This is a genomic window from Pseudomonas sp. 10-1B (genome assembly GCF_000935045.1).
Taxonomy (GTDB): domain Bacteria; phylum Pseudomonadota; class Gammaproteobacteria; order Pseudomonadales; family Pseudomonadaceae; genus Aquipseudomonas.
Window position 1 is genome coordinate 20,519 of sequence record NZ_JYKS01000046.1, and the last position, 26,427, is coordinate 46,945.

The 26,427-nt window shown below is 61.4% G+C and carries 28 protein-coding genes, 1 tRNA gene and 2 pseudogenes; 27 read left to right on the top strand and 4 right to left on the bottom strand.

Annotated elements, in window-relative coordinates; translation table 11 throughout:
• Positions 1 to 390: 390 nt before the first annotated feature.
• The 14 genes from TZ03_RS22320 to TZ03_RS22385 all read left to right on the top strand — a co-directional run bounded on the left by TZ03_RS22320 (position 391) and on the right by TZ03_RS22385 (position 12,332).
• The gene (locus TZ03_RS22320) at positions 391 to 897 is read left to right on the top strand and encodes a disulfide bond formation protein B (protein ID WP_051100449.1); all 507 of its coding nucleotides are present in this window, start codon (positions 391 to 393) and stop codon (positions 895 to 897) included.
• A 558-nt stretch (positions 898 to 1,455) separates the two neighbouring features.
• Positions 1,456 to 2,400: a ubiquinol oxidase subunit II gene (gene cyoA, locus TZ03_RS22325; protein WP_051100450.1), complete on the top strand. Its 945-nt coding sequence runs from the start codon at positions 1,456 to 1,458 to the stop codon at positions 2,398 to 2,400.
• Between the two features lie 3 nt (positions 2,401 to 2,403).
• The gene (cyoB, locus tag TZ03_RS22330; protein ID WP_051100451.1) at positions 2,404 to 4,422 is read left to right on the top strand and encodes a cytochrome o ubiquinol oxidase subunit I; all 2,019 of its coding nucleotides are present in this window, start codon (positions 2,404 to 2,406) and stop codon (positions 4,420 to 4,422) included.
• 3 nt (positions 4,423 to 4,425) lie between these two features.
• Positions 4,426 to 5,049, top strand: coding sequence for a cytochrome o ubiquinol oxidase subunit III (cyoC, locus tag TZ03_RS22335; RefSeq protein ID WP_010952048.1), 624 nt, complete (start codon positions 4,426 to 4,428; stop codon positions 5,047 to 5,049).
• Positions 5,049 to 5,381, top strand: a complete 333-nt coding sequence (gene cyoD, locus TZ03_RS22340; protein WP_003259128.1) for a cytochrome o ubiquinol oxidase subunit IV — start codon at positions 5,049 to 5,051, stop codon at positions 5,379 to 5,381. The genes cyoC and cyoD overlap by 1 nt, the downstream gene beginning before the upstream one ends.
• Positions 5,382 to 5,392: 11 nt before the next feature.
• Entirely contained in the window at positions 5,393 to 6,280 is an 888-nt protein-coding gene (cyoE, locus tag TZ03_RS22345) for a heme o synthase (protein WP_051100452.1), read from the top strand.
• A gap of 336 nt (positions 6,281 to 6,616) precedes the next feature.
• The gene (gene alaC / locus TZ03_RS22350; protein ID WP_051100453.1) at positions 6,617 to 7,825 is read left to right on the top strand and encodes an alanine transaminase; all 1,209 of its coding nucleotides are present in this window, start codon (positions 6,617 to 6,619) and stop codon (positions 7,823 to 7,825) included.
• 246 nt (positions 7,826 to 8,071) lie between these two features.
• On the top strand, positions 8,072 to 9,199 hold the full coding sequence (locus TZ03_RS22355; RefSeq protein WP_051100454.1) for a hypothetical protein: 1,128 nt from the start codon (positions 8,072 to 8,074) through the stop codon (positions 9,197 to 9,199).
• A gap of 127 nt (positions 9,200 to 9,326) precedes the next feature.
• The gene (locus tag TZ03_RS22360) at positions 9,327 to 9,710 is read left to right on the top strand and encodes a YkgJ family cysteine cluster protein (RefSeq protein ID WP_051100455.1); all 384 of its coding nucleotides are present in this window, start codon (positions 9,327 to 9,329) and stop codon (positions 9,708 to 9,710) included.
• A 436-nt stretch (positions 9,711 to 10,146) separates the two neighbouring features.
• Positions 10,147 to 10,368, top strand: a complete 222-nt coding sequence (locus TZ03_RS22365; protein WP_051100474.1) for a hypothetical protein — start codon at positions 10,147 to 10,149, stop codon at positions 10,366 to 10,368.
• Positions 10,365 to 10,616, top strand: coding sequence for a DUF3077 domain-containing protein (locus tag TZ03_RS22370; protein WP_051100456.1), 252 nt, complete (start codon positions 10,365 to 10,367; stop codon positions 10,614 to 10,616). The genes TZ03_RS22365 and TZ03_RS22370 overlap by 4 nt, the downstream gene beginning before the upstream one ends.
• 193 nt (positions 10,617 to 10,809) lie before the next feature.
• Positions 10,810 to 11,373: a GNAT family N-acetyltransferase gene (locus TZ03_RS22375; protein WP_051100457.1), complete on the top strand. Its 564-nt coding sequence runs from the start codon at positions 10,810 to 10,812 to the stop codon at positions 11,371 to 11,373.
• 12 nt (positions 11,374 to 11,385) lie between these two features.
• Positions 11,386 to 11,925: a hypothetical protein gene (locus tag TZ03_RS22380; protein WP_051100458.1), complete on the top strand. Its 540-nt coding sequence runs from the start codon at positions 11,386 to 11,388 to the stop codon at positions 11,923 to 11,925.
• A 20-nt stretch (positions 11,926 to 11,945) separates the two neighbouring features.
• Positions 11,946 to 12,332, top strand: coding sequence for a lysozyme inhibitor LprI family protein (locus TZ03_RS22385; RefSeq protein ID WP_051100459.1), 387 nt, complete (start codon positions 11,946 to 11,948; stop codon positions 12,330 to 12,332).
• A 527-nt stretch (positions 12,333 to 12,859) separates the two neighbouring features.
• Here the strand turns inward: TZ03_RS22385 and mnmH are convergent.
• Both mnmH and selD read right to left on the bottom strand, forming a co-directional pair.
• Positions 12,860 to 13,972, bottom strand: coding sequence for a tRNA 2-selenouridine(34) synthase MnmH (mnmH, locus tag TZ03_RS22390; protein ID WP_051100460.1), 1,113 nt, complete (start codon positions 13,970 to 13,972; stop codon positions 12,860 to 12,862).
• Positions 13,972 to 15,006 (bottom strand): selenide, water dikinase SelD, encoded by a 1,035-nt coding sequence (gene selD, locus TZ03_RS22395; RefSeq protein WP_051100461.1) that lies wholly within the window; start codon positions 15,004 to 15,006, stop codon positions 13,972 to 13,974. The genes mnmH and selD overlap by 1 nt, the downstream gene beginning before the upstream one ends.
• Before the next feature lie 126 nt (positions 15,007 to 15,132).
• Here selD and TZ03_RS22400 point away from each other — a divergent pair, with 126 nt between their 5' ends.
• From TZ03_RS22400 to phnE, 4 genes are read left to right on the top strand one after another with little or no spacing between them, the layout of a single operon-like run.
• The gene (locus TZ03_RS22400; protein WP_051100462.1) at positions 15,133 to 15,987 is read left to right on the top strand and encodes a putative selenate ABC transporter substrate-binding protein; all 855 of its coding nucleotides are present in this window, start codon (positions 15,133 to 15,135) and stop codon (positions 15,985 to 15,987) included.
• Positions 15,984 to 16,793, top strand: a complete 810-nt coding sequence (locus tag TZ03_RS22405; protein WP_051100463.1) for a phosphonate ABC transporter ATP-binding protein — start codon at positions 15,984 to 15,986, stop codon at positions 16,791 to 16,793. Before TZ03_RS22400 ends, TZ03_RS22405 begins: the two co-directional genes overlap by 4 nt.
• Entirely contained in the window at positions 16,787 to 17,614 is an 828-nt protein-coding gene (locus tag TZ03_RS22410; protein WP_051100464.1) for a PhnE/PtxC family ABC transporter permease, read from the top strand. The genes TZ03_RS22405 and TZ03_RS22410 overlap by 7 nt, the downstream gene beginning before the upstream one ends.
• Entirely contained in the window at positions 17,611 to 18,378 is a 768-nt protein-coding gene (gene phnE, locus TZ03_RS22415; protein ID WP_051100465.1) for a phosphonate ABC transporter, permease protein PhnE, read from the top strand. Before TZ03_RS22410 ends, phnE begins: the two co-directional genes overlap by 4 nt.
• 130 nt (positions 18,379 to 18,508) lie before the next feature.
• Here phnE and TZ03_RS22420 read toward each other — a convergent pair.
• Positions 18,509 to 18,712: pseudogene (locus TZ03_RS22420) on the bottom strand (bestrophin family ion channel); the annotation flags it as partial.
• 93 nt (positions 18,713 to 18,805) lie between these two features.
• Between TZ03_RS22420 and TZ03_RS22425 the strand changes: the two are divergent.
• The 3 genes and pseudogenes from TZ03_RS22425 (at position 18,806) to TZ03_RS31365 (ending at position 19,626) form a co-directional block, all read left to right on the top strand.
• A complete protein-coding gene (locus TZ03_RS22425) occupies positions 18,806 to 19,015 on the top strand; it encodes a TonB-dependent receptor (protein WP_051100467.1) in 210 nt (69 codons plus the stop codon).
• A gap of 71 nt (positions 19,016 to 19,086) precedes the next feature.
• Positions 19,087 to 19,284 (top strand): annotated as a pseudogene (locus TZ03_RS31360) (type II toxin-antitoxin system RelE/ParE family toxin); the annotation flags it as partial.
• Between the two features lie 33 nt (positions 19,285 to 19,317).
• Positions 19,318 to 19,626: an addiction module antidote protein gene (locus TZ03_RS31365; RefSeq protein WP_051100475.1), complete on the top strand. Its 309-nt coding sequence runs from the start codon at positions 19,318 to 19,320 to the stop codon at positions 19,624 to 19,626.
• A gap of 244 nt (positions 19,627 to 19,870) precedes the next feature.
• Here TZ03_RS31365 and TZ03_RS22435 read toward each other — a convergent pair.
• Positions 19,871 to 19,955: transfer RNA gene (locus TZ03_RS22435), tRNA-Leu, on the bottom strand.
• A 105-nt stretch (positions 19,956 to 20,060) separates the two neighbouring features.
• Between TZ03_RS22435 and queA the strand changes: the two genes are divergently transcribed.
• The 6 genes from queA to TZ03_RS22465 all read left to right on the top strand — a co-directional run bounded on the left by queA (position 20,061) and on the right by TZ03_RS22465 (position 26,127).
• Positions 20,061 to 21,110: a tRNA preQ1(34) S-adenosylmethionine ribosyltransferase-isomerase QueA gene (gene queA, locus TZ03_RS22440; RefSeq protein ID WP_051100468.1), complete on the top strand. Its 1,050-nt coding sequence runs from the start codon at positions 20,061 to 20,063 to the stop codon at positions 21,108 to 21,110.
• Between the two features lie 14 nt (positions 21,111 to 21,124).
• Positions 21,125 to 22,240: a tRNA guanosine(34) transglycosylase Tgt gene (gene tgt, locus TZ03_RS22445; RefSeq protein ID WP_172287079.1), complete on the top strand. Its 1,116-nt coding sequence runs from the start codon at positions 21,125 to 21,127 to the stop codon at positions 22,238 to 22,240.
• Between the two features lie 44 nt (positions 22,241 to 22,284).
• The gene (gene yajC / locus TZ03_RS22450) at positions 22,285 to 22,620 is read left to right on the top strand and encodes a preprotein translocase subunit YajC (protein ID WP_051100470.1); all 336 of its coding nucleotides are present in this window, start codon (positions 22,285 to 22,287) and stop codon (positions 22,618 to 22,620) included.
• A gap of 63 nt (positions 22,621 to 22,683) precedes the next feature.
• The gene (gene secD, locus TZ03_RS22455; RefSeq protein WP_051100471.1) at positions 22,684 to 24,546 is read left to right on the top strand and encodes a protein translocase subunit SecD; all 1,863 of its coding nucleotides are present in this window, start codon (positions 22,684 to 22,686) and stop codon (positions 24,544 to 24,546) included.
• Positions 24,547 to 24,556: 10 nt separating this feature from the next.
• Positions 24,557 to 25,465, top strand: a complete 909-nt coding sequence (gene secF / locus TZ03_RS22460; RefSeq protein ID WP_051100472.1) for a protein translocase subunit SecF — start codon at positions 24,557 to 24,559, stop codon at positions 25,463 to 25,465.
• A gap of 119 nt (positions 25,466 to 25,584) precedes the next feature.
• Entirely contained in the window at positions 25,585 to 26,127 is a 543-nt protein-coding gene (locus TZ03_RS22465) for a glycine zipper 2TM domain-containing protein (protein WP_041166378.1), read from the top strand.
• The last annotated feature ends 300 nt before the right edge of the window (positions 26,128 to 26,427 follow it).

Here is a 26,427-nt window from a genome sequence, read left to right on the forward strand (position 1 = left end):
CTCCCGCCCGTGGGTAATCGAGAACGAAACGGTCGATCGCATTCGCCGCCTGGGGGCTGGCTTGCCAGCGGCTGGGCCGCATTACACCTTTCTGCCTATATATAAGGAGAGATGAAACCGGCCACGCAGCTTTCATCTTTAATCTTCCTTTAATCACGGTATCCTTCACTCCCGGGTGTCGAGGGGCTTGCTCCTGCGCGGCACCCGGGCAGCCGCTTTTTTGCCGCCCGGCGTTGAACCGACGTCGCTGCGGCCGGTCTCAGCCACACCGGATAGCCCTGCGCAGTGCTTGGCGTCAGCTCCTCGGCACGCTCAAAGGCCCTGCCCAGCGTGTAGACTTGCGCCCAGGCAGGTGGACCACGCTGCCACTATCCATCGAAGGAACCGGCAATGAACGAACAAACATCGCGCCTGAATCGCGAACGGCGCTTTCTGGTGCTGTTGGGCTTGATCTGCATCTCGCTGATCGGGGGCGCCCTCTACATGCAGGTGGTGCTGGGCGAAGCACCCTGCCCATTGTGCATCCTGCAGCGTTACGCGCTGCTGTTCATTGCCGTATTTGCCTTCATCGCCGCGGCGATGCCCGGGCGCCGCAGCCTGACCTTCTTCGAGGCGCTGGTGGTGCTCAGCGCCATTGGCGGAATCGTTGCGGCCGGCAACCATGTGTATATACTCGCCAACCCCATGGTCAGTTGTGGCATCGACACCCTGCAGCCGATCGTCGACGACTTGCCGTTGGCCAAGGTCTGGCCACTGGCGTTCCAGGTCGATGGCTTCTGCAGCACGCCGTACCCACCGATCCTCGGTCTGTCACTGGCGCAATGGGCCCTCGTGGCGTTTGTCCTGACGGCCGTCCTGGTTCCGCTCGGCATCTACCGCAACCGACGCCAGGCTTAGACAAAAGTCCCGAATTGCATGGGGTCTTTTACGCCGCATGCGAAGAGGGAAAAGTTGCTCACCGCTTGATCCAGATCAACCCCAAGGCCTTGCAGAATGCGGCTTTGAGGCCTATCAAGCGGGGTGCGACAAACTGTCGCGAAGTTGAATTTTTGAGCAGTATTGTTACGTATTCTGTAAAAGACTGTTGCTCAATAAGTCATAGTCAAGGGTTGGCGACCTATCTACAATCGCCCCCAATTTCCGTTCGGCACTGCTTGCGAGTCGCAGGATTGAAGGAAGCCCCAGCGCTCCTTTTTGCTGACTTCGTCAAGTTTCGCCCAACGGCGATACCGGGCGGACCCCCCTCCGCGTTTTCCCGCACCAAATGGAATTGGTCTGAAGTACAGGCCTGTTGCCTACGAAACCATAAGCACCGCTAACACGCTTGACGCCAAGGCCCAGCAGTCGGACCCAGGCAGGAGCGAGTACGGGCGCGAAATGCCGCACTTGGCAGGACGAAGTGTTGGCTACCAAAACACAAATTGCATTGAAGCAAGCTGATCTAGAGGTCGTGAGATGAGTAAAAAGCGTTACCCCAGACTGTTTGGCATATTGCCCTTTTTAGGCATGCTTTTACTCAGTGGGTGCAACTGGACCCTGCTCGACCCGAAGGGCCAGGTCGGCATTGAGCAAAAGAACCTGATCCTGATCGCTACCGGCCTGATGCTGCTGGTGGTGATTCCCGTCATCATCATGACCCTGGTCTTCGCCTGGAAGTACCGTGCTTCCAACAAGGCAGCCACCTACACCCCTGACTGGTCGCACTCGACCAAGATCGAAGCCGCGGTGTGGATCATCCCGATCCTGATCATCATCGCCCTGGGTTACGTCACCTACCACTCCACCCACAAGCTGGACCCATACCGTCCGCTGGATTCGGACGTCAAGCCGATTCAGATCGACGTGGTCGCGCTGGACTGGAAGTGGCTGTTCATCTACCCGGAACAGGGCATTGCCACGGTCAACAAGATCAACTTCCCGGCTAACGTCCCGGTCAACTTCCGCGTCACTTCCGACGCCGTGATGAACTCGTTCTTCATCCCGGGTCTGGGCGGCCAGATCTACGCCATGGCCGGCATGACCACCAAGCTGCACCTGATCGCCAACGAAAACGGCGAGTTCGACGGTATCAGCGCCAACTACAGCGGTGCTGGCTTCACCGGCATGAAATTCAAGGCTACTGCCACCTCCCAGGAAGACTTCGACAAGTGGGTCGCCGAGGTCAAGCAGTCGCCGAAGAAGCTGGACAAGGCCGAATACGACGCCTTGGCCAAACCAAGCGAAAACAACCCGGTCGTGCTGTACAGCGAGGCTTCGCCTGACCAGTTCCAGCTGATCGTCGACAAGTACGAAGGCATGAACCGCGGTCGTCCGAGCCACGAAGAAGCAGGCAGCAAAGATCTGGCCACAACCAAGGGTGTGGAATCGAGTATGCAACCAGCTGCCGGTGCAGAGGAGTAAGAGATGTTCGGTAAACTAAGCCTGGAGGCGATACCCTATCACGAGCCGATAGTCATGGTGACGCTTGCCATGATCGCGCTCGGCGGTATCGCTGTCGTCGGTCTTATCACCTATTTCCGCAAGTGGACCTACTTGTGGAGCGAGTGGCTGACTACTGTCGACCACAAAAAGATCGGCGTGATGTACATCATCGTCGCGATGATCATGCTGCTGCGCGGCTTCGCCGACGCCATCATGATGCGTACCCAGCTGGCTGCCGCAACCGGTGGCTCCGAAGGCTACCTGCCGCCTGAACACTATGACCAGATCTTCACCGCTCACGGTGTGATCATGATCATCTTCATGGCGATGCCGTTCTTCACCGGCCTGATGAACCTGGCGGTTCCGCTGCAGATCGGTGCACGTGACGTTGCCTTCCCGTTCCTGAACTCCCTGAGCTTCTACCTGCTGCTGGCAGGCGTGCTGCTGGTCAACATCTCGCTGGGCGTTGGTGAATTCGCCAAGACCGGCTGGGTTGCCTATCCGCCGCTGGCGGGCATTCAGTACAGCCCAGGGGTGGGTGTCGACTACTACATCTGGGCGCTACAGCTATCCGGATTGGGTACGACGCTTACCGGTGTGAACTTCCTCGTCACCGTGATGAAGATGCGCGCACCTGGCATGAAACTGATGGACATGCCGATCTTCACCTGGACCTGCACCTGGGCCAACGTGCTGATCGTGGCTTCCTTCCCGATCCTGACCGCTGCACTCGCACTGCTGACCGTTGACCGTTATCTGGACTTCCACATCTTCACCAACGAGCTTGGTGGGAACCCGATGATGTACGTCAACCTGTTCTGGGCGTGGGGTCACCCTGAGGTTTACATCCTGATCCTGCCGGCCTTCGGTGTGTTCTCGGAAGTAACTTCGACGTTCTCTGGCAAGCGCCTGTTCGGCCACCACTCGATGATCTACGCGTCGGGTGCCATCGCCGTCCTGGGCTTCGCTGTATGGCTGCACCACTTCTTCACCATGGGTGCCGGCGCCAGCGTCAACACCTTCTTCGGCCTGGCGACGATGCTGATCTCCATTCCGACCGGTGTGAAGCTGTTCAACTGGCTGTTCACCATGTACCAAGGCCGTGTGCGCTTCACCGCACCGATGCTCTGGACCCTGGGCTTCATGGTCACCTTCTCCATCGGTGGCATGACCGGCGTACTGCTGGCCGTTCCGGGTGCTGACTTCGTTCTGCACAACAGCCTGTTCGTAATTGCGCACTTCCACAACGTGATCATCGGTGGTGCGGTATTCGGCTACATCGCCGGTTTCGCCTTCTGGTTCCCGAAAGCCTTCGGCTTCACCCTGAACGAGAAGTGGGGCAAAGCTGCCTTCTGGTTCTGGCTGTCGGGCTTCTACGTTGCGTTCATGCCGTTGTACGCCCTGGGCTTCATGGGCATGACCCGTCGTCTGAACCACTCCGACAACCCACTGTGGGAACCCTACCTGTACGTAGCCGTTGTCGGCGCCGTGCTGATCCTGTTCGGTATCGCTTGCCAGCTGATCCAGCTGTACGTATCGGTTCGCGACCGCAACCAGAACCTGGACGTGACCGGCGACCCATGGGGCGGCCGTACCCTGGAATGGTCGACTTCGTCGCCACCTCCGTTCTACAACTTCGCCCACATGCCTGAGCAGGTTGGCCTGGATGCCTGGCACGAAACCAAGGAAACCGGTAAGGCTTACAAGCCGGCGACCAAGTTCGACGCGATCCACATGCCGAGCAACACCTCCACCGGTTTGTTCATGGGCCTGTTCCTGACCGTCTTCGGCTTTGCCTTCATCTGGCACATCTGGTGGCTGGTTGGCGCGAGCCTGGTTGCAACCATCGCTGTCTTCGTTCGCCACGCTGCACGTGACGACCAGGGCTACATGGTTCCGGCCGAAGAAGTGGCGCGCATCGAAGGCGAGCGTATGAAAGCGCTGGCCAAAGCAGGTGCTCTGCCTGCCGGCGCACGTGTCGAATCGTTTGAGCGGGTGTAATCAATGTCCAGTCAAGTAATGCACGGTGCTGCTCATGGCCACGACCATGGGCATGACGACCACCACCACGACTCGGGCCAGATGACCGTACTCGGTTTCTGGCTGTACCTGATGACCGACTGCATCCTGTTTGCGTCGCTCTTCGCTACCTACGCGGTGCTGTCCGGCAGTTTTGCCGGCGGCCCGTCGGGTCATGACATCTTCCAGCTCGATTTCGTAGCTGTTGAAACGCTGTTCCTGCTGTTGTCCTCGATCACCTTCGGCTTCGCCATGCTGAAGATGTTCGATGGCAAGAAAGCTGGCGTACTGGGCTGGTTGGCTGTGACCTTCCTGTTCGGTGCAGGCTTCATCGCGATGGAAATCTATGAATTCCATCACCTGATCAGCGAGGGCTTCGGCCCGCAGCGCAGTGGCTTCCTGTCGGGCTTCTTCGCCCTGGTAGGTACCCACGGCCTGCACGTGACCGCCGGCCTGATCTGGATGGCGATCATGATGTACCAGATCAACAAGCACGGCATCACGCCGACCGCCAAGACCCGCATGAGCTGCCTGAGCCTGTTCTGGCACTTCCTGGACGTGGTCTGGATCTGCGTATTCACCGTCGTCTACCTGCTGGGAGTTCTGTAATGGCTAACGCACACGACACTCATCACGAAGGTAACCACGGCAGCGTCAAGTCGTACATGATCGGCTTCATCCTGTCGATCATCCTGACCGCGATCCCGTTCGGCCTGGCCATGTCGCCAAGCCTGCCGAAGAACCTGACCGTTCTGATCATCGTTGCCATGGCCGTGATCCAGGTAGTAGTGCACCTGGTGTACTTCCTGCACATGGACCGCTCGAAAGAGCAACGCAACAACGTATCGACGTTCCTGTTCACCACCCTGGTGATCGCTCTGCTTGTCGGCCTGTCGCTGTGGATCATGTTCAGCATCCACTTCGAAATGTTGGCCAAGTGAGGTAAGACTGCATGTCCGTTAAGCACTTTATCCAAATCACCAAACCGGGGATCATTTTCGGTAACGTGCTTTCCGTGGCAGGCGGTTTCTTCCTTGCCGCGAAGGGCCATGTGGATTTCGCCCTGTTCCTGGCGGTGGTGATCGGTACTTCGCTGGTGGTTGCGTCCGGATGCGTGTTCAACAACTGCATCGACCGTGACATCGACCACAAGATGGAGCGCACCAAGAACCGCGTCATGGTCCAGGGCGGCATGTCGCTGCCCCTCGCGCTGATCTACGCCACCCTGCTCGGGGTGGCGGGTTTCAGCCTGCTGTATGTCCAGGCCAACCCGCTGTCGGCGTTCTGTGCGCTGATCGGCTTCATCGTCTACGTCGGTTTCTACAGCCTGTGGCTGAAGCGTAAATCGGTGCACGGCACCTTGGTCGGCAGCCTGTCTGGTGCCATGCCTCCGGTGATCGGCTACTGCGCCGTGAGCAACAGCTTCGACCTGGCCGCGGTAACCCTGCTGGTGATGTTCAGCCTGTGGCAGATGCCGCACAGCTTTGCCATCGCCATCTTCCGCTTCAAGGATTACAGCGCTGCCAACATTCCGGTCCTGCCGGTGGCACGCGGCATCCTCGCGGCGAAGAAGCAGATCGTGCTGTACGTGCTGGCCTTCGTGCTCGCCACCTTGATGCTTACCCTCGGCGGTTACGCCGGCCTCGGCTACCTGGCCGTGGCAGCTGCCATGGGCCTGTACTGGTTGTACATGGCCTGGGGTGGCTACAAGGCCGAGGACGACAGCAAGTGGGCCCGCAAGGTGTTCGGCTTCTCTATCCTCACCGTCACTGCCCTGAGCGTGATGATGGGGGTGGATAGCCAGACCGCTGCGGACGTGCTGATGACCTACGCACGCTGAAACTGCTGCCTGTTTCACGAAAACCCCGGCCACTGTGCCGGGGTTTTTTTATGGGTGTTTTCCTGTGCCGGCCCTTTCGCGGGCTTGCCCGCTCCCACAGGTACGGCGCAAGCCTCAGGGCCTGTGGGTAACCCTGTGGGAGCGGGCAAGCCCGCGAAGAGGCCAGGCCTGAAAACATAAAATCCTTATTTTCAAAAAATACATCTGAAAAAATCTAACAAAACAGGAGATTGTCCTTTACAAACATACTGTTTCGGCACTATCTTCTGAACCAGGCCGCCACATCGGCCAACGTCGCTCGGACGGTTCCGGGCGCTTACGTATTCAGAGGAAGCCATGGCCAACCCAGGTTCGCCGCGTCGCTTTGCGCGCATCGATCGTCTCCCCCCTTACGTCTTCAACATCACCGCCGAGCTCAAGATGGCTGCCCGCCGCCGTGGCGAGGACATCATCGACCTGAGCATGGGCAACCCCGATGGCGCCACCCCGCCGCACATCGTCGAGAAGCTGGTACAGGTCGCCCAGCGCGAAGATACCCACGGCTATTCCACCTCGCGCGGCATCCCGCGCCTGCGCCGGGCTATTTCCAACTGGTACAAGGAGCGCTACGAGGTCGACATCGACCCGGAAAGCGAAGCCATCGTCACCATCGGTTCGAAAGAAGGCCTGGCCCATCTGATGCTGGCCACCCTCGACCAGGGCGACACCGTGCTGGTGCCCAACCCGAGCTACCCGATCCATATCTACGGTGCGGTGATTGCCGGCGCCCAGGTGCGTTCCGTGCCGCTGGTACCGGGGGTGGACTTCTTCAACGAACTTGAGCGGGCCATCCGCGAGTCGATCCCCAAGCCGAAGATGATGATCCTCGGCTTCCCGTCCAACCCCACCGCCCAGTGCGTGGAGTTGGACTTCTTCGAGCGCGTGGTGGCCCTGGCCAAGCAGTATGGCGTGCTGGTGGTGCATGACCTGGCCTATGCCGACATCGTCTATGACGGCTGGAAAGCCCCGTCGATCATGCAGGTACCGGGGGCCAAGGATATTGCGGTGGAGTTCTTCACCCTGTCCAAGAGCTACAACATGGCCGGCTGGCGCATCGGCTTCATGGTCGGCAACCCCGAGTTGGTCAATGCCCTGGCGCGGATCAAGAGCTACCACGACTACGGCACCTTCACCCCGCTGCAGGTGGCCGCTATCGCCGCGCTGGAAGGTGACCAGCAGTGCGTGCGCGACATTGCCGAGCAGTACCGCCAGCGCCGCAACCTGCTGGTGAAAGGGCTGCACGAGCTGGGCTGGATGGTCGAGAACCCCAAGGCGTCGATGTACGTATGGGCGAAGATCCCGCCGGAGTATGCGCACTTGGGTTCGCTGGAGTTTTCCAAGAAGCTGCTGGCCGAGGCCAAGGTGTGCGTGTCGCCAGGGGTCGGTTTTGGTGACTATGGCGATGACCATGTGCGCTTTGCCCTGATCGAGAACCAGGACCGCATTCGTCAGGCGATTCGAGGGATTCGGCAGATGTTCCGGGCTGACGGGTTGGTCCGCAAGTAAGCCATTGGGGCCGCTTTGCGGCCCAATCGCCGCGGTTCGTCGCCACGGCAAGCCAGCTCCCACAGAGACCCCACAGGTCGTGAGAGCGGCGTCGCACCTGTGGGAGCTGGCTTGTCGTGGCGACGAACCGCGGCGATTGGGCTGCAAAGCAGCCCCAAAATCTTCAGCCGGGTGAGCTTTCCGCCTGCATCCCACTCTTCAGCCTGCCTATCTTCAGCACTCATTTCTCACCACAGAGACCCACCCATGAGTGTCTTCACCGCCTATTTCTGCGGCACCGGCTCGCACCGCTTCGACGACGCCAACCCCAACTTCTGGAATGGCGAGCTGGTCTCGACCCTGGCCAGCAACGACCAGGGCCGCGAATTCGCCCACTGGATCGCCGTCGACGGCCCAGGTAGCGGCAACCTTCAGGATGACAACCTGTTCGTCGAACCCGGCGGCTATTTCAACTGGACCGGCCAGTTGTTCGGCCGCGGCTGGGAAGAAAACGTCAACCATGTGCTTCAGGTAATCAAAGGCGATAGCAACTGGCAGCGCACTGAACTCAGCGAAGCAGAATACGAGCGGTTGAAAGATGCCGGGGTGCCCATTCCGGATGCCACTTCTTCAGCCTCCTGGTTCTGGCGCACCTACAACTTCGGCAAGCGCCACCCAACCCCACAGGAACTGCAAGAGCGCGTCATCAGCATGTTTCGCAAACCGCGCCTGCCCACCCAGGTCAACCTGGTGGGCTGGAGCAGGGGAGGGATCAGTTGCCACATGCTGGCCAATGCCATGGCACAAGACCCTGTATTGCGCGGCATACCGGTGAACATCTTTGCCATCGACCCGGTACCCGGGGTTGGCAATGTGCAAGCGGAACGCGTCACGTTGGCTGGGAACGTCAAAGAGTACGTCGGTTTTTACTCGCGGGATGAGCGTTCCAAAGGTTTTGCCTGCGTGATCCCTGCAGTCGCAAGCAGTACGCGAATATGCATTTATCCGATGCCTGGCCGGCATGCCACGTTGGTAGGCAACGCATCGGCTGACGGCGCAGGCGAAGGCAAGGTGCTGGCAGAACCGGGGTTGATCGTTCGCCACTTTGCCGAAGTGTGCCTGACCCGCTGGGGTGTGCAGCTGGACAAGTGCCTGGCCTTGGCCGACAGCCAGTTGATGAAATATCACCAGCTCATGGCGGCGGCTGACAAGCAGTACCAGGCCATGCGCAGCGAGTCCTACACCGTACTGACCGAGGGTGAAAAACACGACCGGCTGGTGCACTGTGGTGAAGCGCGTACGCACTTCAGCAAGGTGAAGGGTGATGACTACGACCCGAGCGCAGGCCTGGCCTTGCAGCGCTGGGATGCCGCCACCTACAAGGCCATCTGCTAGCCGTGGCGGGCGGCCGGATCAGCGGCAGATTTATTTTGCATCGCCCCTCTATCCAGCCGCCCCTGCTTGGAATGAAAATGGCGCCGCGGGCCAGCCCCGATAACAACAACCTTCCCTCCGTGCCATCATGTCCGAATATAACCCTTGCCTTGACTGCGGCGCCTGCTGCGGGTACTTCCGTGTGTCCTTCTTCTGGGGCGAATGCCAGTCTGCCGGGGGCCTTGTGCCAGATGACCTGGTGGTACAGGTCAACCCCTCCCGCGTTGCCATGATCGGCACCGATGCCAAGCCTTGTCGTTGCGTCGCCCTTGATGGCGAGATCGGTAAAGAGGTGGGTTGTACCATTTATGCCAACCGCTCAAGCACCTGCCGCGAGTTCGAGGCTTCCTGGGAGGGCGGGCTGCATAACCCCAGCTGTGACGCTGCGCGTGCGGCATATGGGTTGCCACCATTGACCCCGCCGGGGGCCAACGAGCCGCATTGGCCGGATGATGGGGCGGAGGTGGCCTGAGCCATTTTCGCTAGCCAGCATTGGCCCTATCGCCGGCAAGCCAGCTCCCACAGGTACTGCTCAAGGCTCAGGCCCTGTGGAGACCTTGTGGGAGCTGGCTTGCCGGCGATAGGGCCATCAGCTGTAAGAAGATTCTGAACTTGAAACCAAATGCTTCAGGTTGCCAGGGATTGGGAATTATCCTACGAGCTCAGTCGGATGCCGTCTGATAGGCAAGTAGGAACCTCAGAGATAACGTTTCAGCGTCGCCACACATGGCGATCGGGTGTGAGAAGCCCGTTGTTTGAGGAGGCTTGCCAGTTATGGCAGCCGTGCGCGTGCAGACTTCGGTCTGGCCGTGGTACCTCGGACACGGTCTTCTCACCTCGCGTACGGCTGCCACCTTATCTGTGAGAAGGATGTGAGTGGTTGCTTCTGAAATATTTCCGAGGTGACTATGAAAAAACTTGTACCTGACCCACCTGTTACCGACCTTACCTACCAAGCCGCGAAGTCCCAGGCTACCCAGGTCATGGATACCCTCTCCAACATCATCATCCAATACCTCGACGCCGAAGCCCCGGCCTTGCGCTCCTCCCTCCTAGAAAACATGTCGATCCAGACCAACCAGTTGCAAGCCCTGCTGGCCCACATGAAAGCGCAGGAGGCCAAGGCATGAGCGACCACCTCAAATCCCGCACCACTGCAGGCGTGGAGAAATTCCTAGAGCTGTATCGGGTAGAGCCGGGTGTGCCACTCGACCTGGCGTTCGATGAGCTGTCAATGCTGATTGGCTGCATCAAGCACCTGAACGAAGAGGCCGAGATGGAGGGCGACAAGATCGCCGGCAGCGCGGCGCGGATACTCAGTGCCATGGCCAAGGCGCTGATCAATGATATGGAAGTGGGGTTGAATCGCGGCGCCTGAGCGATTTTTGGGGCCGCTCTGCAGCCCATCGCCGGCAAGCCAGCTCCCACAGGTACTGCACAAGGCTCAGGTCCTGTGGGGACCTTGTGGGAGCTGGCTTGCCGGCGATGGGCTGCAAAGCAGCCCCGGGATGCCGGAACCTTGCGCTTGACGTTAAACTGTCATCTCCCCAGCCATGGACAGGAGATCCGGCGTGACCCCACCCCGCAGTTTCCCCACTGACCTCTGCCTCGACAGCCCGCGCCTGCAACTGCGCCCCATGCGCCATGCCGATGCCGCGCAGTGGCTGGCGATCATGGCCGACCCGGAGGTCATGCGTTATTGGCACCATGCCCCCTGGCAAGACCTGGCCGAAGCCGAAAGCGCCCTGGCCGCGGACCGTGAAGCCTATGCCAATGGCGACCAGCTCAAGCTTGGCATGTACCGCCGTGACAACGGCGAGCTGATCGGCATGGTCCAGTTGTTCAACATCGACGATGTTTCCCGCCGCGGCGAAATTGGCTACTGCCTGGCCAGCGCCGTGCAGGGCAGGGGCTACATGGACGAAGCGCTGACCTGCTTCATCGACTACCTCGCCCACACCCTGCACATGCGCCGCCTGGAAGGCGAGATCGACCCACGCAACCAAGGCTCTGCACGCACCCTTGAACGTCAGGGTTTCGTGCTGGAAGGCACCCTGCGGGCACGCTGGTGCGTGGCCGGTGAGTTGTCCGATTCCGGCATCTATGGTCTTCTGCTAGAGCCCCCGGTTGCCTAGGAAATTAACCCCTTGCCCGCTTTTTACCTGAGCATCAGCCTGCTGCTGTACTTGCTCGCCCTGTTCTTCGATGGCGCGCTGATGAGCGGCGGCCACCGCATGCCGGCTCTGCAGATGCTGCTGTACGGGCCATGGGGCATGCCCTTCGGCTTGTACCAATGGTTTGCCAACCCGTTGCTGGCCCTGGCCATTCTTGCCCATCGGCGCTTTCGCCGGCTGGCATTGCTGGCCGGGTTGGCGGCGGTGTATCTGGCGGCCAGCAGCTTCGACATCACTCGGTTGCCGGACAACCAGACCTATGAATTCCACGACCTGACCGGTTTCGGTGCCGGCTTCTATCTGTGGCTGGCGGCGATGGTGGTGTTCTGCCTGGGCCAGGCCTGGCATTGCTGGAAGGCCCGCAGCGCCGATGACATGCCCGGTTGGAACTGGCTTGATGTGGCCTTGATTGCGGCGTTGGGCGTGGCGCTTTATGCGGCAACGCAGATGCCATCGTTGCGCTTCGAGCCGGGCAAGGTGCTGATGCCTCCGGAGCAGCCGCAGACGCTGTGATATCCACAAGGAGGATTCGCATGATCAAGCAATATCTGACAGGTCTGGCACTGGCCTGCGTGCTGCCAATGGCGGTGGCGGACGACTACACATCGGCCTATGGCCAGTGCATGGACAAGGCCTCCACTACGGTGGCCATGAGCGAATGCATCAAGGCCGAGACGCAAGTGCAGGACCAGCGGTTGAACCGGGTGTACAAGCAACTGATGGGCAAGCTGGATGCGGGGCAGCAGAAGAGCCTGCGCGATGTGCAGCGCAAATGGCTGGCCTACCGCGATGGTAATTGCCAGTTCCATGTACAGGCCAGTGGCGGGACCATGGCGCAGCTGGAAGGCGGCAGCTGCCTGATGGACATGACCCGCGATCGCGCGGCGGAGCTGGAGCGGGTGCTTAGCCCGGGGCAGTGAGTTGTCTGTACGGGCCTCTTCGCGGGCATGCCCGCTCCCACAGGGGTAGTGTGGTGAGAGCAACTGTCTTGTATTGCCTGGACTGGCCTCATCGCCGGCAAGCCAGCTCCCACAGGGATTGCGCCAGCTTATAGATTTTGAGCAAGACAGTTGCCCCCACAGGGATTGCACAGGATTTGAGGTCGATGCGATCGAGGTGAGAGCAACTGTCTTGTATTGCCTGGACTGGCCTCATCGCCGGCAAGCCAGCTCCCACAGGGATTGCGCCAGCTTATAGATTTTGAGCAAGACAGTTGCCCCCACAGGGATTGCACAGGATTTGAAGTCGATGCGATCGAGGTGGGAGCAACTGTCTTGTATTGCCTGGACTGGCCTCATCGCCGGCAAGCCAGCTCCCACAGGGATTGCGTCAGCTTATAGATTTTGAGCAAGACAGTTGCCCCCACAGGGATTGCACAGGATTTGAAGTCGATGCGATCGAGGTGGGAGCTGGCTTGCCGGCGATGGGGCGCGAAGCGGCCCTGTTTTTATGTGCGCGGTTGGCGCATCGCCCTGGCCTTGAGGTACTCGCGCACTTCCATGGCATCCCCGGCAAACTCGATGCGCTCGGACTTCGCTGCGCGCTGGTAGGCGTACATAGGGTCGTAATACTCGTTCAGCAAGCCCTCGATCCAGCCCCGGTGCAGGTCCACCGCGCCGCTGCGCTGCTGTTCTTCCAGGGCCTGGCGCAGGATTTCCGATAACCGTTGGTAGCGTTCGCCACCCAAGCGCTTGTAGATGTTGGCCATGCTCTGCAGCATGCGCTCGGCGAACAACCGGCGGCCATCCTCGTCGCCGTGCACGCCGACGAATTCGGCACTCAGGTTGATCACATAGTCGCGCAGGATGCGCTCCACGCGGTTGGTGAAGCTGTCTTCCAGCCACACCAGCGGATACCGCTGCATGCCTTGGTACAACTCCAGCGGCACCGTGCAACTGCCGACAATGCGGCCTTCATCTTCCAGCACGAACTGCTCGACACCTCGGGCGCGCTTTTTCAGCACATCAATGGCCAGCTGGTTCTCGAAATCGATCTGCGCTGGCTGCGCAGTGGCGCGCTTGCCGAAGCTGGAGCCACGATGGTTGGCGTGGCCTTCCAGGTCGAGCACGTTGTCCAGCTGGTGCAGCACATCGGTCTTGCCGGTACCGGTCAGGCCGCCCATCAGCACGAAGTCGCATTGCTCCACCGCCTGCTGGGTAGTCTCCAGCAGGAAGGTACGCATGGCCTTGTAGCCACCTTTCACGCGCGGGTACTGGATGCCCGCTTCATCACGCAACCAGCCCTGCACGATCTGCGAGCGCAAACCGCCACGGAAGCAGTACAGGTAGCCCTCGGGGTGGGCCTGGGTGAACGCTACCCAGGCCTCCAGGCGGGCCTGCTTGGTGGTGCCGCTGACCAGCTGGTGTCCCAGGGCAATGGCAGCGGCCTGGCCCTGCTGCTTGTAGCAGGTGCCAACCTTCTGCCGCTCCTGGTCGTTCATCAGCGGCAGGTTAACGACGCCGGGGAAGGCGCCCTTGGCAAATTCGACGGGGGCGCGCATGTCCATCATCGGCACGTCGTCGAGGAACAGCTGACGGAAGTTGGTGCAGTCGGGGCGCATCAGATTACCTCGACCGCATGGCTCTGTCGCTCGACCAGCTTGCCTATCGGCGACAGTTGCAGGCCCAGTTCGGCGGCCACGGCGAGGAACTCGGCTTCGCCTTCCGGGGTAACCGCCACCAGCAGGCCACCGCTGGTCTGCGGGTCGCACAGCAGGTGCTTCTGGTCGTCGCCGAGGGCGCCGATCTTGTGCCCGTAGCTGTCGTAGTTGCGCAGGGTACCGCCAGGGATGCAGCCTTCGGCCAGGTAGTGGTCGACGCTAGGCAGGCGCGGTACGGCGGCGTAGTCCAGGTGCGCGGTGAGACCGCTGCCTTCGGCCAGTTCCACCAGGTGGCCGAGCAAACCGAAACCCGTGACGTCGGTCATGGCCTTGACCCCGTCGAGCTTGCCGAAGCGGCTGCCAGGAGTGTTGAGGGTGCACATCCAGTCGCGGGCCAGGCCCTGGTCCTGCGCGCGCAGCTTGGCCTTTTTCTCGGCGGTGGTGAGGATGCCGATGCCCAGTGGCTTGGTCAGGTACAGCTGGCAGCCAGCGCTGGCGGTGTCGTTGCGCTTGAGGTGGCGCTTGCTGACCACGCCGGTGACGGCCAGGCCGAAGATCGGCTCGGGGGCGTCGATGGAATGGCCGCCGGCCAGCGGGATGCCGGCTTCGGCGCACACCGCACGGCCACCGCGGATCACTTCGCGGGCGACTTCCGGCGGCAGCACGTTGACTGGCCAGCCGAGAATGGCGATGGCCATCAGCGGGTCGCCACCCATGGCGTAGATGTCGCTGATAGCGTTGGTAGCGGCGATGCGGCCGAAGTCGTACGGGTCGTCGACGATCGGCATGAAGAAGTCGGTGGTCGAGACCACGCCACGCTCGTCGTCCAGCGCGTACACGGCCGCGTCGTCGCGCGAGGCGTTGCCGACCCACAGCTTCGAGTCCAGGGCCTGGGCGCCGCTTTCGGCGAGGATCACATCCAGCACCTTGGGGGAGATCTTGCAGCCACAGCCGGCACCATGGCTGTACTGGGTCAGGCGAATCTGCTCGCTCATACGCACCTCAGCAGGTCAAATTGTTGCGCGATTGTAGCAAAGCTGGCCTTTGTGCCTGCGCCTCTTATAATTCCCGTTGTCGGCGCGTAGGCCGGCCTTTCCCCGCTATTGAACCGGAGAACACCCATGCTCAAACGCCCCCTGGCGCTCGCCGCCGGTCTCGTGCTGTCTTGCTGTGCCGTTGTCGCCCAGGCTGCTGACACCCTGCGGGTCAGCGCCATCCCTGACGAAGCGCCAACCGAACTGCAGCGCAAGTTCAAGCCGTTGGGCGAGTACCTGGCCAAGCAACTGGGCATGGAAGTGAAGTTCGTGCCGGTGGCTGACTACCCGGCAGTGGTTGAGTCGTTGGCTTCCGACCGTCTGGACCTGGCCTGGCTGGGTGGTTTCACCTTCGTCCAGGTGCACCTGAAGGACCCGACCGCCACGCCGTTGGTACAGCGTGAGCAGGATGCCCAGTTCACCTCCAAGTTCATCACTGCCAACCCCAATGTGAACAGCCTGGCCGACCTCAAGGGCAAGTCATTCGCCTTCGGTTCCATCTCGTCCACCTCGGGCAGCCTGATGCCGCGTTACTTCATGCTCAAGCAGGACAACATCAAGCCTGAAGAGTACTTCAGCCGCGTGGCCTATTCCGGCGCCCATGACGCCACCGTGGCCTGGGTACAGGCCGGCAAGGTCGATGGTGGCGTGCTCAACGCCAGTGTGTGGCAGAAGCTGGTGGATGCCGGCAAGGTCGATACCAGCAAGGTGAAAGTGTTCGCCACCACCCCGACCTACTTCGACTACAACTGGACCGTACGCGGCAACATGGACCCGGCGCTGAAAGAGAAGATCAAGAAAGCCTTCCTCGACCTCGACCCGGCCAACCCGGAGCACAAGGCGATTCTGGACCTGCAGGCCGCCAGCCGCTTCATCGAGACCAAGCCTGAGAACTACGTGGGCACCGAACAGGCTGCACGTGAGGCCGGCCTGCTCAAGTGACAGCTTCGAACGTGGCAATCCATTTGTACGGTGCCAGCCTGCGCCATGGCCAGGTACGCGCGCTTGACGCGGTCGACCTATGCATCGAGCAGGGCGAGCGCGTTGCCATCATCGGGCCGTCGGGGGCGGGCAAGTCGAGCTTGCTGCACCTGATGGCCACGGCCATCCAGCCCAGCAACGGGCATTTGGAGCTGCTCGGCGTGCAGCCCTGGAGGTTGTCGGCCAGGGCGCGCCAACGCCTGCGGGCTCGGGTTGGCCTGGTGCACCAGGCACCGCCCTTGCCGCCGCGCCAGCGGGTGGTGACGGCGGTGCTGGCCGGCCGCCTGGGGCAATGGGGTGTGCTGCGCGGTTTGCTCAACCTGCTGTACCCCAGCGATGTGCCGGGGGTACGCCAGGTCTTGGCCGAGCTGGGCCTGGCCGACAAGCTGTTCGTGCAGTGTGGGCAATTGTCGGGTGGCCAGTTGCAGCGGGTAGGTATTGCCCGCGCGCTCTACCAGCGGCCGCAGGTATTGCTGACCGACGAGCCGGTGTCGGCCATGGACCCGGTGCTGGCCGACCACAGCCTGGCCTTGCTCAACCGCCATGCCCAGGCCAACGGCGTGACTCTGGTGGCGAGCCTGCACGCGGTAGAGCTGGCGCTGGCGCACTTCCCGCGGGTGATCGGTATTCGCGAAGGGCAGGTGGCGTTCGACTGCCCGGCCGAGGCGGTCACCGAGCAATTGCTGGAGGCGCTGTACGCCAACGAGCACCTGGCCTCGCCGCCAACCCAGGGGCCTACCCTGACCGTGCAGATTCCGCGATGCTGAAGGCCGACGCCCGCGACCCGGCGCTGCTGCCGCGGTTGCTGCTGACCTTGCTGGCCGTAGCGGTACTGTGGCCGGGTATTCAGTTGAGCGAACTGAACCCAGGGGTGTTGTTACAGGCGGAGAACCGCCAGCAGATTGCCAGCTTCACCCGTGCTTTCTGGCCGCCGGCACACGATGCCGATTTCCTTTCGCTGTTGTACGAAGCCACCTTGCAGACCTTGGCCGTGGCTACCGCTGGCATGGCGCTGGCGCTGTTGTTGGCTGTTCCTGCCGGCCTGCTGGCCAGCCGTGCCTTGTCGTTACGTGCTGCTTCTCGCGGCGGGCGGGCCGGGTTGTGGTCACGGTTGTTACGCCTGCCGGTGCGCGGGCTGCTGATTTTCCTGCGCAGCGTGCCGGAGATCGTCTGGGCGCTGTTGTTCGTGCGTGCCGTAGGGCTGGGGCCGACGGCGGGTGTGCTGGCTATCGCCATCACCTACAGCGGCATGCTCGGCAAGGTCTATGCGGAGATCTTCGAGTCGGTTGACCAGCGCCCGGCCCATGCGTTGTTGCAGGCGGGCAGCGGCCGGTTGACGGCGTTTCTCTATGGCATCCTGCCCAATGCCGCATCCGAAGTGGTGTCGTACACCGTGTACCGTTGGGAGTGCGCGGTGCGGGCATCGGTGGTGATGGGCTTTGTTGGCGCTGGCGGGCTGGGCCAGCAGATCGACCTGTCGATGCGCATGTTTGCCGGTGCGGAGGTAGCGAGCATGCTGCTGACGTTCCTGCTGCTGGTGATGCTGGCCGACCTGCTCAGCCGCCTGCTGCGCTGGAGGCTGGCATGAACCGGGCAATCAACCTGTTGCTGCTTGGCGCCATCGTGGCGGCGGTGGTGGCCTCGTTCGCTTATCTGGAGCTGGACTTGCAAGCGCTGGTCGGCAACGGTGGGCTGGGGCAGATGGGCGAGTACGCCGGGCGTTTCCTGCATCCGGACCTGTCTGCAGGGCGCTTGCAGGCGGTGTGGCGTGGGGCGCTGGAGACCTTGGCCATGTCTGGCCTGGGTACCTTGTTGGCGATGGTACTTGGGATGTTGCTGGCACTGCCGGCAGCAGGCCGCTTCGGTTGGCCGTTGCAGGGCGCGGCGCGCTTGCTGCTGAATGCCTTGCGCGCGATTCCGGAGCTGGTGTGGGCGGCGCTGACCGTGTTGGCGGCCGGGCTTGGGCCGAATGCCGGTACTCTGGCTTTGGCATTGCATACCGCTGGCGTGCTGGGGCGGTTGTTTGCCGAGGCGCTGGAGAACGCCCCGCCGGAGCCGGCGGCGGCGATCCGCTTGCAGGGTGGCAGCCAGGTGGCGGCGTTCTGCTTTGGTACCTTGCCCAACCTGTGGCCGCAGTTGCTGGCCTACAGCTTGTACCGCTGGGAGAATAACATCCGCATGGCCAGCGTACTGGGGTTTGTCGGGGCTGGCGGGTTGGGGCAGATGCTGTACACCACCTTGAGCCTGTTCCAGGAGGCCCAGGCCAGCACGGTGATCATCGGCATGCTGGTGTTGGTGTTGCTGGTGGATGCGCTGAGTGATGTGTTGCGCCAGCGCTATGTGCGGGCCTGATAGATAGCCGGGGCCGCTTTGCGGCCCTATCGCCGGCAAGCCAGCTCCCACAGGTACTGTGCAAGGTCACAAGGCTCCACGGCCCCTGTGGGAACTGGCTTGCCGGCGATAGGGCCCTTGAGGTCTGGCACTAAGCCAACTCCCCACACTGCGCTTCCCGCTGCATCGACTCCAGGTTCCGCTCGATCGTCTCGCAAATGCTGTCCATCTGGATCTGGTGCTCACTGAGCCTGAACAGGCTCTGCAAATCCGTGCCGATCCGCTCGATGGCCAGCAGCATGAACCCCACCACCGTCGACGCCAACGGCGTGAACCAGCCCAGCGACTCCACCAGCCGGTACTTGCGGGCGATGACGTCTTTCACGCGGGGGGTACCTCGGATTGCTGGGGATGCAGTATGGGACGTCGAGGGGCGTCGAAGGTTCGCGTGCCCGATGGGATAGGGAAGATCGAGCAGGCAGGGTATGCGATCTGGAATGCGCGCCTGGCTTACCAGATCAACAAGCACTTCAGTGTATCGTTGAACGGCAACAACCTGTTCGACAAGAAGTACTACTCCAGCATTGGCTGGCTGTATGCGGCGAACTACTATGGGGATCCGCGTAACTACAGCGTGACCCTGCGGGCGGATTTCTAAGGCTTCTGCATCCCTTACCTGGCGCTGACACCCCTGGTTCCGAGTGCGATCCGGGGGCAAAGTGGTCATGATTGGCAACGCTCGATGATTTCGATGTTTGGTTTGCCAAGCTTAGGGATAGGCGATCTGTAATACGCATTCAGGCGCGCATTGATCGTGCTGAAGCGGGGAACTTCGGCGATTGCGAGCCTGTAGGTGAGGGCGTCGCGGAGATGCGTATTCATTATGGGCCGGGGTATCGCGTGTATTTCACTCAGCGTGGCCTTGAAATCGTAATCCTGGCACGACGGGAGGAGGCATCCATGGGTAGCGTCAAGTTGAAAAAGTGGGACAGTGCCGAACACCTCAAGACGGACGAGGACATGGCGCTTTACCTGGAGGCCTGTATCGAAGAGGCGGGCGATGATGCTGCATTTATCGCCAAGGCCCTCGGCACCATTGCGCGCGCCAAAGGCATGGCGCAACTCGCGCGTGATACTGGGCTCGGGCGCGAAAGCCTGTACAAGGCGCTGTCCGGCGAGGGCAACCCCAGCTTTGCCACTATCCTGAAGGTGACCAGGGCACTTGGTCTTCAGCTGCATGCACACGTTGCGTCCACTCATGCTGGTTAGCGTCATCTAGAAGCGAGCACAGTACCTGTGGGAGCGGGCGAGCCCGCGAAACAGGCGGCGCCGTGAATAGCACCGGCTTTGCCGGTGTTCGCGGCGGTTCGACGCCTCGACATGCCCGCTCCCACAGGGCTTGCGATAGCCTTTGGATTTTGTTTAAGGCAGTTGCTGCTATTAGGGACCGCGTCAGCCTTTGAATTTTTCAAGGCGAAAAAAAACCGACCATAAGGTCGGTTTTTTCCGGATTTGGTGCCCCGAGGGAGACTCGAACTCCCACTCCTTTCGAAAACGGATTTTGAATCCGCCGCGTCTACCAATTCCGCCATCAGGGCGTGGCGCGCAGTATAGAGAGGTGCCGCTGGTCGGTCAATCGGCTTTCATGGTCAATTTTCACACATTGGGCTAAACTTCCCGGCCCTGCCGAACCGAACATCATCATGCGCGTCGCCGATTTTTCCTTCGAACTCCCCGATTCCCTGATCGCCCGCCACCCGTTGGCCGAGCGCCATGGCAGCCGTCTGCTGGTCCTCGATGGGCCGAGCGGCGCGCTGGCGCACCAGCAATTTCCCGACCTGCTCGAATACCTGCGCCCCGGCGACCTGATGGTGTTCAACAACACCCGGGTGATCCCGGCGCGGTTGTTTGGCCAGAAAGCTTCCGGCGGCAAGCTGGAAGTGCTGGTCGAACGCGTGCTCGACAGCCACCGGGTGCTGGCCCATGTGCGTGCCAGCAAGGCACCCAAGGTGGGGGCGGTGATCCTCATCGATGGCGGTGGCGAGGCCGAAATGGTTGCGCGCCATGACACACTGTTCGAGCTGCGCTTCAGCGAAGAGGTGCTGCCGCTGCTCGACCGCGTTGGCCACATGCCGCTGCCGCCCTACATCGACCGCCCGGACGAGGGCGCCGATCGTGAGCGCTACCAGACCGTGTACGCCGAACGCGCCGGTGCGGTCGCCGCGCCCACGGCGGGCCTGCATTTCGACGAGGCGCTGCTGGAAAAGATCGCCGCCAAGGGCGTCGAGCGGGCCTTCGTCACCTTGCACGTGGGCGCCGGCACCTTCCAGCCGGTGCGGGTCGACAAGATCGAAGATCACCATATGCATAAAGAATGGCTCGAAGTGGGCCAGGATGTGGTCGATGCCATCGAGGCCTGCCGCGCCCGTGGTGGCCGGGTGATCGCGGTCGGCACCACCAGCGTGCGTTCGCTAGAGAGCGCGGCGCGAGATGGCGTGCTCAAGGCCTTCAGCGGCGACACCGACATCTTCATCTACCCTGGCCGGCCGTTCCATGTGGTCGACGCCCTGGTCACCAACTTCCACCTGCCGGAGTCCACGCTGCTGATGCTGGTCTCGGCCTTCGCCGGTTACCCCGAGACCATGGCTGCCTATGCGGCGGCGGTCGAGCAGGGCTACCGCTTCTTCAGTTACGGTGATGCCATGTTCATCACCCGCAATCCGGCGCCACGCGGCCCCGAGGATCAAGCATGAGTCGCACCTGTCGAATGTCCTTCGAACTGCTGGCCACCGACGGCAAGGCCCGTCGTGGTCGCATCACCTTCCCACGTGGCACCGTGGAAACCCCGGCGTTCATGCCGGTGGGCACCTATGGCACGGTCAAGGGCATGCTGCCGCGTGATATCGAGGCCATTGGCGCCGAGATGATCCTTGGCAACACCTTCCACCTGTGGCTGCGCCCGGGCACCGAGGTGATCAAGAAGCACAACGGCCTGCATGACTTCATGCAGTGGAAAGGCCCGATCCTCACCGATTCCGGTGGTTTCCAGGTGTTCAGCCTGGGCGCCATGCGCAAGATCAAGGAAGAGGGCGTGACCTTCGCCTCGCCAGTCGATGGCTCCAAAGTGTTCATGGGCCCGGAAGAGTCGATGCAGGTGCAGCGTGACCTGGGCTCGGACGTGGTGATGATCTTCGACGAATGCACCCCGTACCCGGCCGAGCACGATGTGGCGCGCACCTCCATGGAGCTGTCGCTGCGCTGGGCCCAGCGTTCGAAGAATGCCCATGCCGACAACACCGCGGCGCTGTTCGGTATCGTCCAGGGCGGTATGTACCAGGACCTGCGCATGCGCTCGCTGGAGGGGCTGGAGAACATCGGCTTCGACGGCCTGGCCATCGGCGGCCTGTCGGTGGGCGAACCCAAGCATGAAATGATCAAGGTGCTGGATTACCTGCCGGGCCAGATGCCTGCTGACAAACCTCGTTACCTTATGGGGGTAGGCAAACCGGAAGATCTCGTTGAGGGTGTGCGCCGCGGCGTCGACATGTTCGACTGCGTGATGCCGACGCGTAACGCGCGCAACGGTCATCTGTTCGTCGATACAGGGGTGATCAAGATCCGCAATGCGTTCCATCGCCATGATGAATCGCCGCTGGATCCGACCTGTGATTGCTATACCTGCAGCAACTTCTCCCGCGCCTATCTCCATCACCTGGACAAGTGCGGCGAAATGCTGAGCAGCATGCTGAATACCATCCACAACTTGCGCCATTACCAGCGCTTGATGGCCGGTTTACGCGAGGCTATTCAACAGGGTAAATTGGCCGCCTTTGTCGACGCCTTCTACGCCAAGCGCGGGCTGCCTGTGCCGCCCTTGGACTGACTGTTCGCTCACACTATTAAAAACTTAAGCAACTGGAGTGCCCAATGAGCTTCTTGATTCCCGCCGCCTACGCGGACGCCGCTGCACCCGCCGCCGGCCCAGCCGGCACCGGCTTTGAATGGATCTTCCTGGTCGGTTTCCTGGTCATCTTCTACCTGATGATCTGGCGCCCGCAGGCCAAGCGTGCAAAGGAGCAGAAAAACCTGCTGAGCAGCTTGCAGAAGGGTGACGAAGTTGTCACCAACGGCGGTATCGCCGGCAAGATCGTCAAGGTTTCCGATGATTTCGTGGTACTGGAAGTTTCCGACAACGTCGAGCTGAAGTTCCAGAAGGGCGCCATCGCGGCGACCCTGCCAAAAGGTACGCTCAAGGCTATCTGAGTTACCGGTTTTTCTTTCCAGTCGGGGCGCGCAACGCGCCCCGCGTCTTGAACGGGCGGCGTGATGCTGAACAAATACCCTCTGTGGAAATATGCACTGATCGTGCTGGTACTGGTGGTCGGTTTCATTTATTCCGCTCCTAACCTCTACCCGGATGACCCGGCGGTGCAGATCAGCGGTGCCAGCTCGGCGCTGCATGTGAACCAGGGCGACCTGGATCGTGCCGGCAAGGCGCTGGCCGATGCCGGTATCACCGTCAAGGCCGCGAGCCTGGGCGAGAAGGGCAGCGGGCTGATTCGCCTGACCAACCAGGAAGACCAACTGCCGGCCAAGGATGTAGTGCGCAAGGCACTGGGCGATGATTACGTCGTGGCCCTGAACCTCGCTCAGACTACCCCGCAATGGCTGCGCAACCTGGGTGCAAGCCCGATGAAGCTGGGCCTGGACCTGTCCGGTGGTGTGCACTTCCTGCTGGAAGTGGACATGGACAAGGCCATGAGCGCCCGCATGAAAGTCTACGAGGGCGAGGTCAAGACCTTGCTGCGTAAAGAGCGCGTCCGCTACCGCAGCCTGCCTCAGCAGGATGGCGGCATCATGCTGGGCTTCGCTGACGATGCCTCCCGCGAACAGGCCCGTGCCCTGATCCGCAAGAATTTCAATGATTTCGACCTGACCACCACCGAGCGCAATGACCTCGCCGTGCTGCGTCTGGCGCTGACCCAGGCGAAAGTCGCCGAGATCCGCGAATACTCGATCAAGCAGAACCTCACCACCGTTCGCAACCGTGTCAACGAGTTGGGCGTGGCCGAACCGCTGGTACAGCGCCAAGGCGCCAACCGTATCGTGGTCGAACTGCCAGGCGTGCAGGACACTGCCGAGGCCAAGCGTATCCTTGGTAAAACCGCCAACCTGGAGTTCCGCTTCGGTGCCGAACCGGGTGCGTCCAAGGCCACCACCGAGGTCTTCGAGTTCCGTGAAGGCGGCCGTTCCGCCGCAGTCGAGCGCGGCCTGATCATTACCGGTGACCAGGTCACCGACGCCCAGGCCAGCTTCGACGAGCATGGTCGCCCGCAGGTGAACATCCGCCTGGATGGCCACGGTGGCGAGCTGATGAGCCGTGCTACCCGTAGCAACGTCGGCCGCAGCATGGCGGTGATCTTCATCGAACAGAAGCCGGTCACCCGCTACGTCAAGCAGATCGTCAACGGCGTCGAGAAAGACGTAGCTGTACAGAGCTTCCAGGAAGAGAAGAAGATCATCAGCCTGGCGACCATCCAGTCGCCGCTGGGTAGCCAGTTCCGCATCACCGGCCTGAATGGCCAGGGCGAATCGTCCGAACTGGCCCTGCTGCTGCGTGCCGGTGGCCTGGCCGCGCCGATGTACTTCGCTGAAGAACGTACCATTGGCCCGAGCCTGGGTGCCGACAACATCACCAAGGGTATCGATGCGTCGCTGTGGGGCATGCTGTTCGTCTCGCTGTTCATCATCGCCATCTACCGCGCCTTTGGCGTGATCGCCACCATCGCCCTGGCGGGCAACATGGTCCTGCTGCTGGCGCTGATGTCGTTGCTGGGCGCCACCCTGACCCTGCCGGGTATTGCCGGTATCGTGTTGACCATGGGTATGGCGGTAGACGCCAACGTGCTGATCTTCTCGCGTATCCGCGAAGAGATGAAAGCCGGCATGTCGGTGCAGCGCGCCATCCACGAAGGTTTCAACCGCGCCTATACCGCGATCATCGACGCCAACCTGACCAGTTTGCTGGTCGGTGGCATTCTGTTCGCCATGGGCACCGGCCCGGTCAAGGGCTTTGCGGTCACCATGTCCCTCGGGATTTTCACCTCGATGTTCACCGCCGTCATGGTGACCCGTGCAATGGTCAACCTGTCCTGCGGCGGGCGTGACATCAAGAAGCTGTGGGTTTGAGGGAGCTGCGATGAAAACCATCAACTTCATGGGCGTGCGCAATGTCGCGTTCGCCATTACCGTGCTCCTCACCGTGCTGGCGTTGTTCAGCTGGTGGCAGAAGGGCCTGAACTTCGGCCTGGACTTCACCGGCGGTACGCTGATCGAGCTGACCTACGAGCGCCCGGCCGACCTCAAGGCGGTACGTGCCGAGCTGGCCGATTCCGGCTTCCACGAGGCTGTGGTGCAGAGCTTCGGTGCCACCACTGACCTGCTGGTGCGTATGCCGGGCGATGATCCGCAACTGGGCAACAAGGTAGCTGCAGCCCTGCAAAAGGCTGGCGGCGACAACCCAGCCACGGTCAAGCGTGTCGAGTTCGTCGGCCCGCAGGTGGGTGAAGAGCTGCGCGACCAGGGTGGCATGGGCATGCTCCTTGCCTTGGGCGGCATCCTCATCTACCTGGCCTTCCGCTTCCAGTGGAAGTTCGCCGTGGGTGCGATCATCTCGCTGATCCACGACGTGGTGGTGACCTTGGGTATCCTGTCGTTCTTCCAGATCACCTTCGACCTGACGGTGCTGGCTGCGGTGCTGGCGATCATCGGCTACTCGCTGAACGACACCATCGTCGTGTTCGACCGGGTGCGTGAGAACTTCCGCGTCATGCGCAAGGCCTCGTTGATCGAGAACATCAACGTTTCGACCACCCAGACCCTGCTGCGTACCATCGCCACCTCGGTGTCGACCTTGCTGGCTATTGCCGCGCTGCTGTTCTTCGGTGGCGACAACCTGTTCGGCTTCTCGCTGGCGCTGTTCCTCGGCGTCATGGCTGGTACCTATTCGTCGATCTATATCGCCAACGTGGTACTGATCTGGCTGAACCTGAGCAGCGAAGACCTGATCCCGGTGGTCAAGGCCGAGGGTGTGGACGAGCGTCCATAAGGCCTGGTCTACGCCGTTGGGCGGCCCGAAAGGCGCGAGTATTGAACTCGCGCCTTTTTTTTCGCTCCAAGGCAGGGAGAAGGCGGGTTGGCTCCCGCGGGTATGATCAGGAGGTTCATGTGAACAAATCAATGCTGGTAGGTGCTGTGCTGGGTGCTGTCGGTGTGACTGCCGGAGGTGCTGTCGCGACCTACAGCTTGGTGAACAAGGGGCCTGAATACGCCCAGGTCACCGACGTGCAACCGATCAAGCAGCAGGTGAAAACCCCGCGTGAGGTGTGCAAGGACGTCGCCGTGACGCGCCAGGCGCCGGTCAAGGACCAGCACCAGATCGCCGGTACCGTGGTGGGTGCCATTGCCGGTGGCCTGCTGGGTAACCAGATTGGTGGTGGTACTGGCAAGAAGATCGCTACCGTGGCTGGTGCGGTCGGTGGTGGCTATGCCGGCAACAAGGTGCAGGAAGGTATGCAGGAGCGTGACACCTATACCACCACGCAAACCCGTTGTAACACGGTCAACGACATCAGCGAGAAGGTGGTGGGCTACAACGTGACCTATTCCATCGGTGACCAGGTGGGCAAGGTGAAGATGGACCGTGAGCCCGGGTCGACCATTCCGCTGGACAAGAATGGCAAGCTGATCCTCAGCGAAGCTGGCCAGTGATGTTGTTGCTTGTTCCGGCCTCATCGCCGGCAAGCCAGCTCCCACCTCGATCGCATAGGCCTCAAGCCCTGTGCAGTACCTGTGGGGGCTGGCTTGCTGGCGATGAGGCCAGTCCAGGCAATACAAGACAGTTGCTCCCACAGGAGAGCATTAGGCCCAAGGTCTGCGGATAGCCTTGTAGGAGCTGGCTTGCCGGCGATAGCGCCAGCACAGGTAATGCAAAACCACCAGGCACAGAAAAAGCACCCCGAGGGGTAATGCCAGTCAGTTAAGCCTTAGTGGCAGCCATTGGGGCTGCTT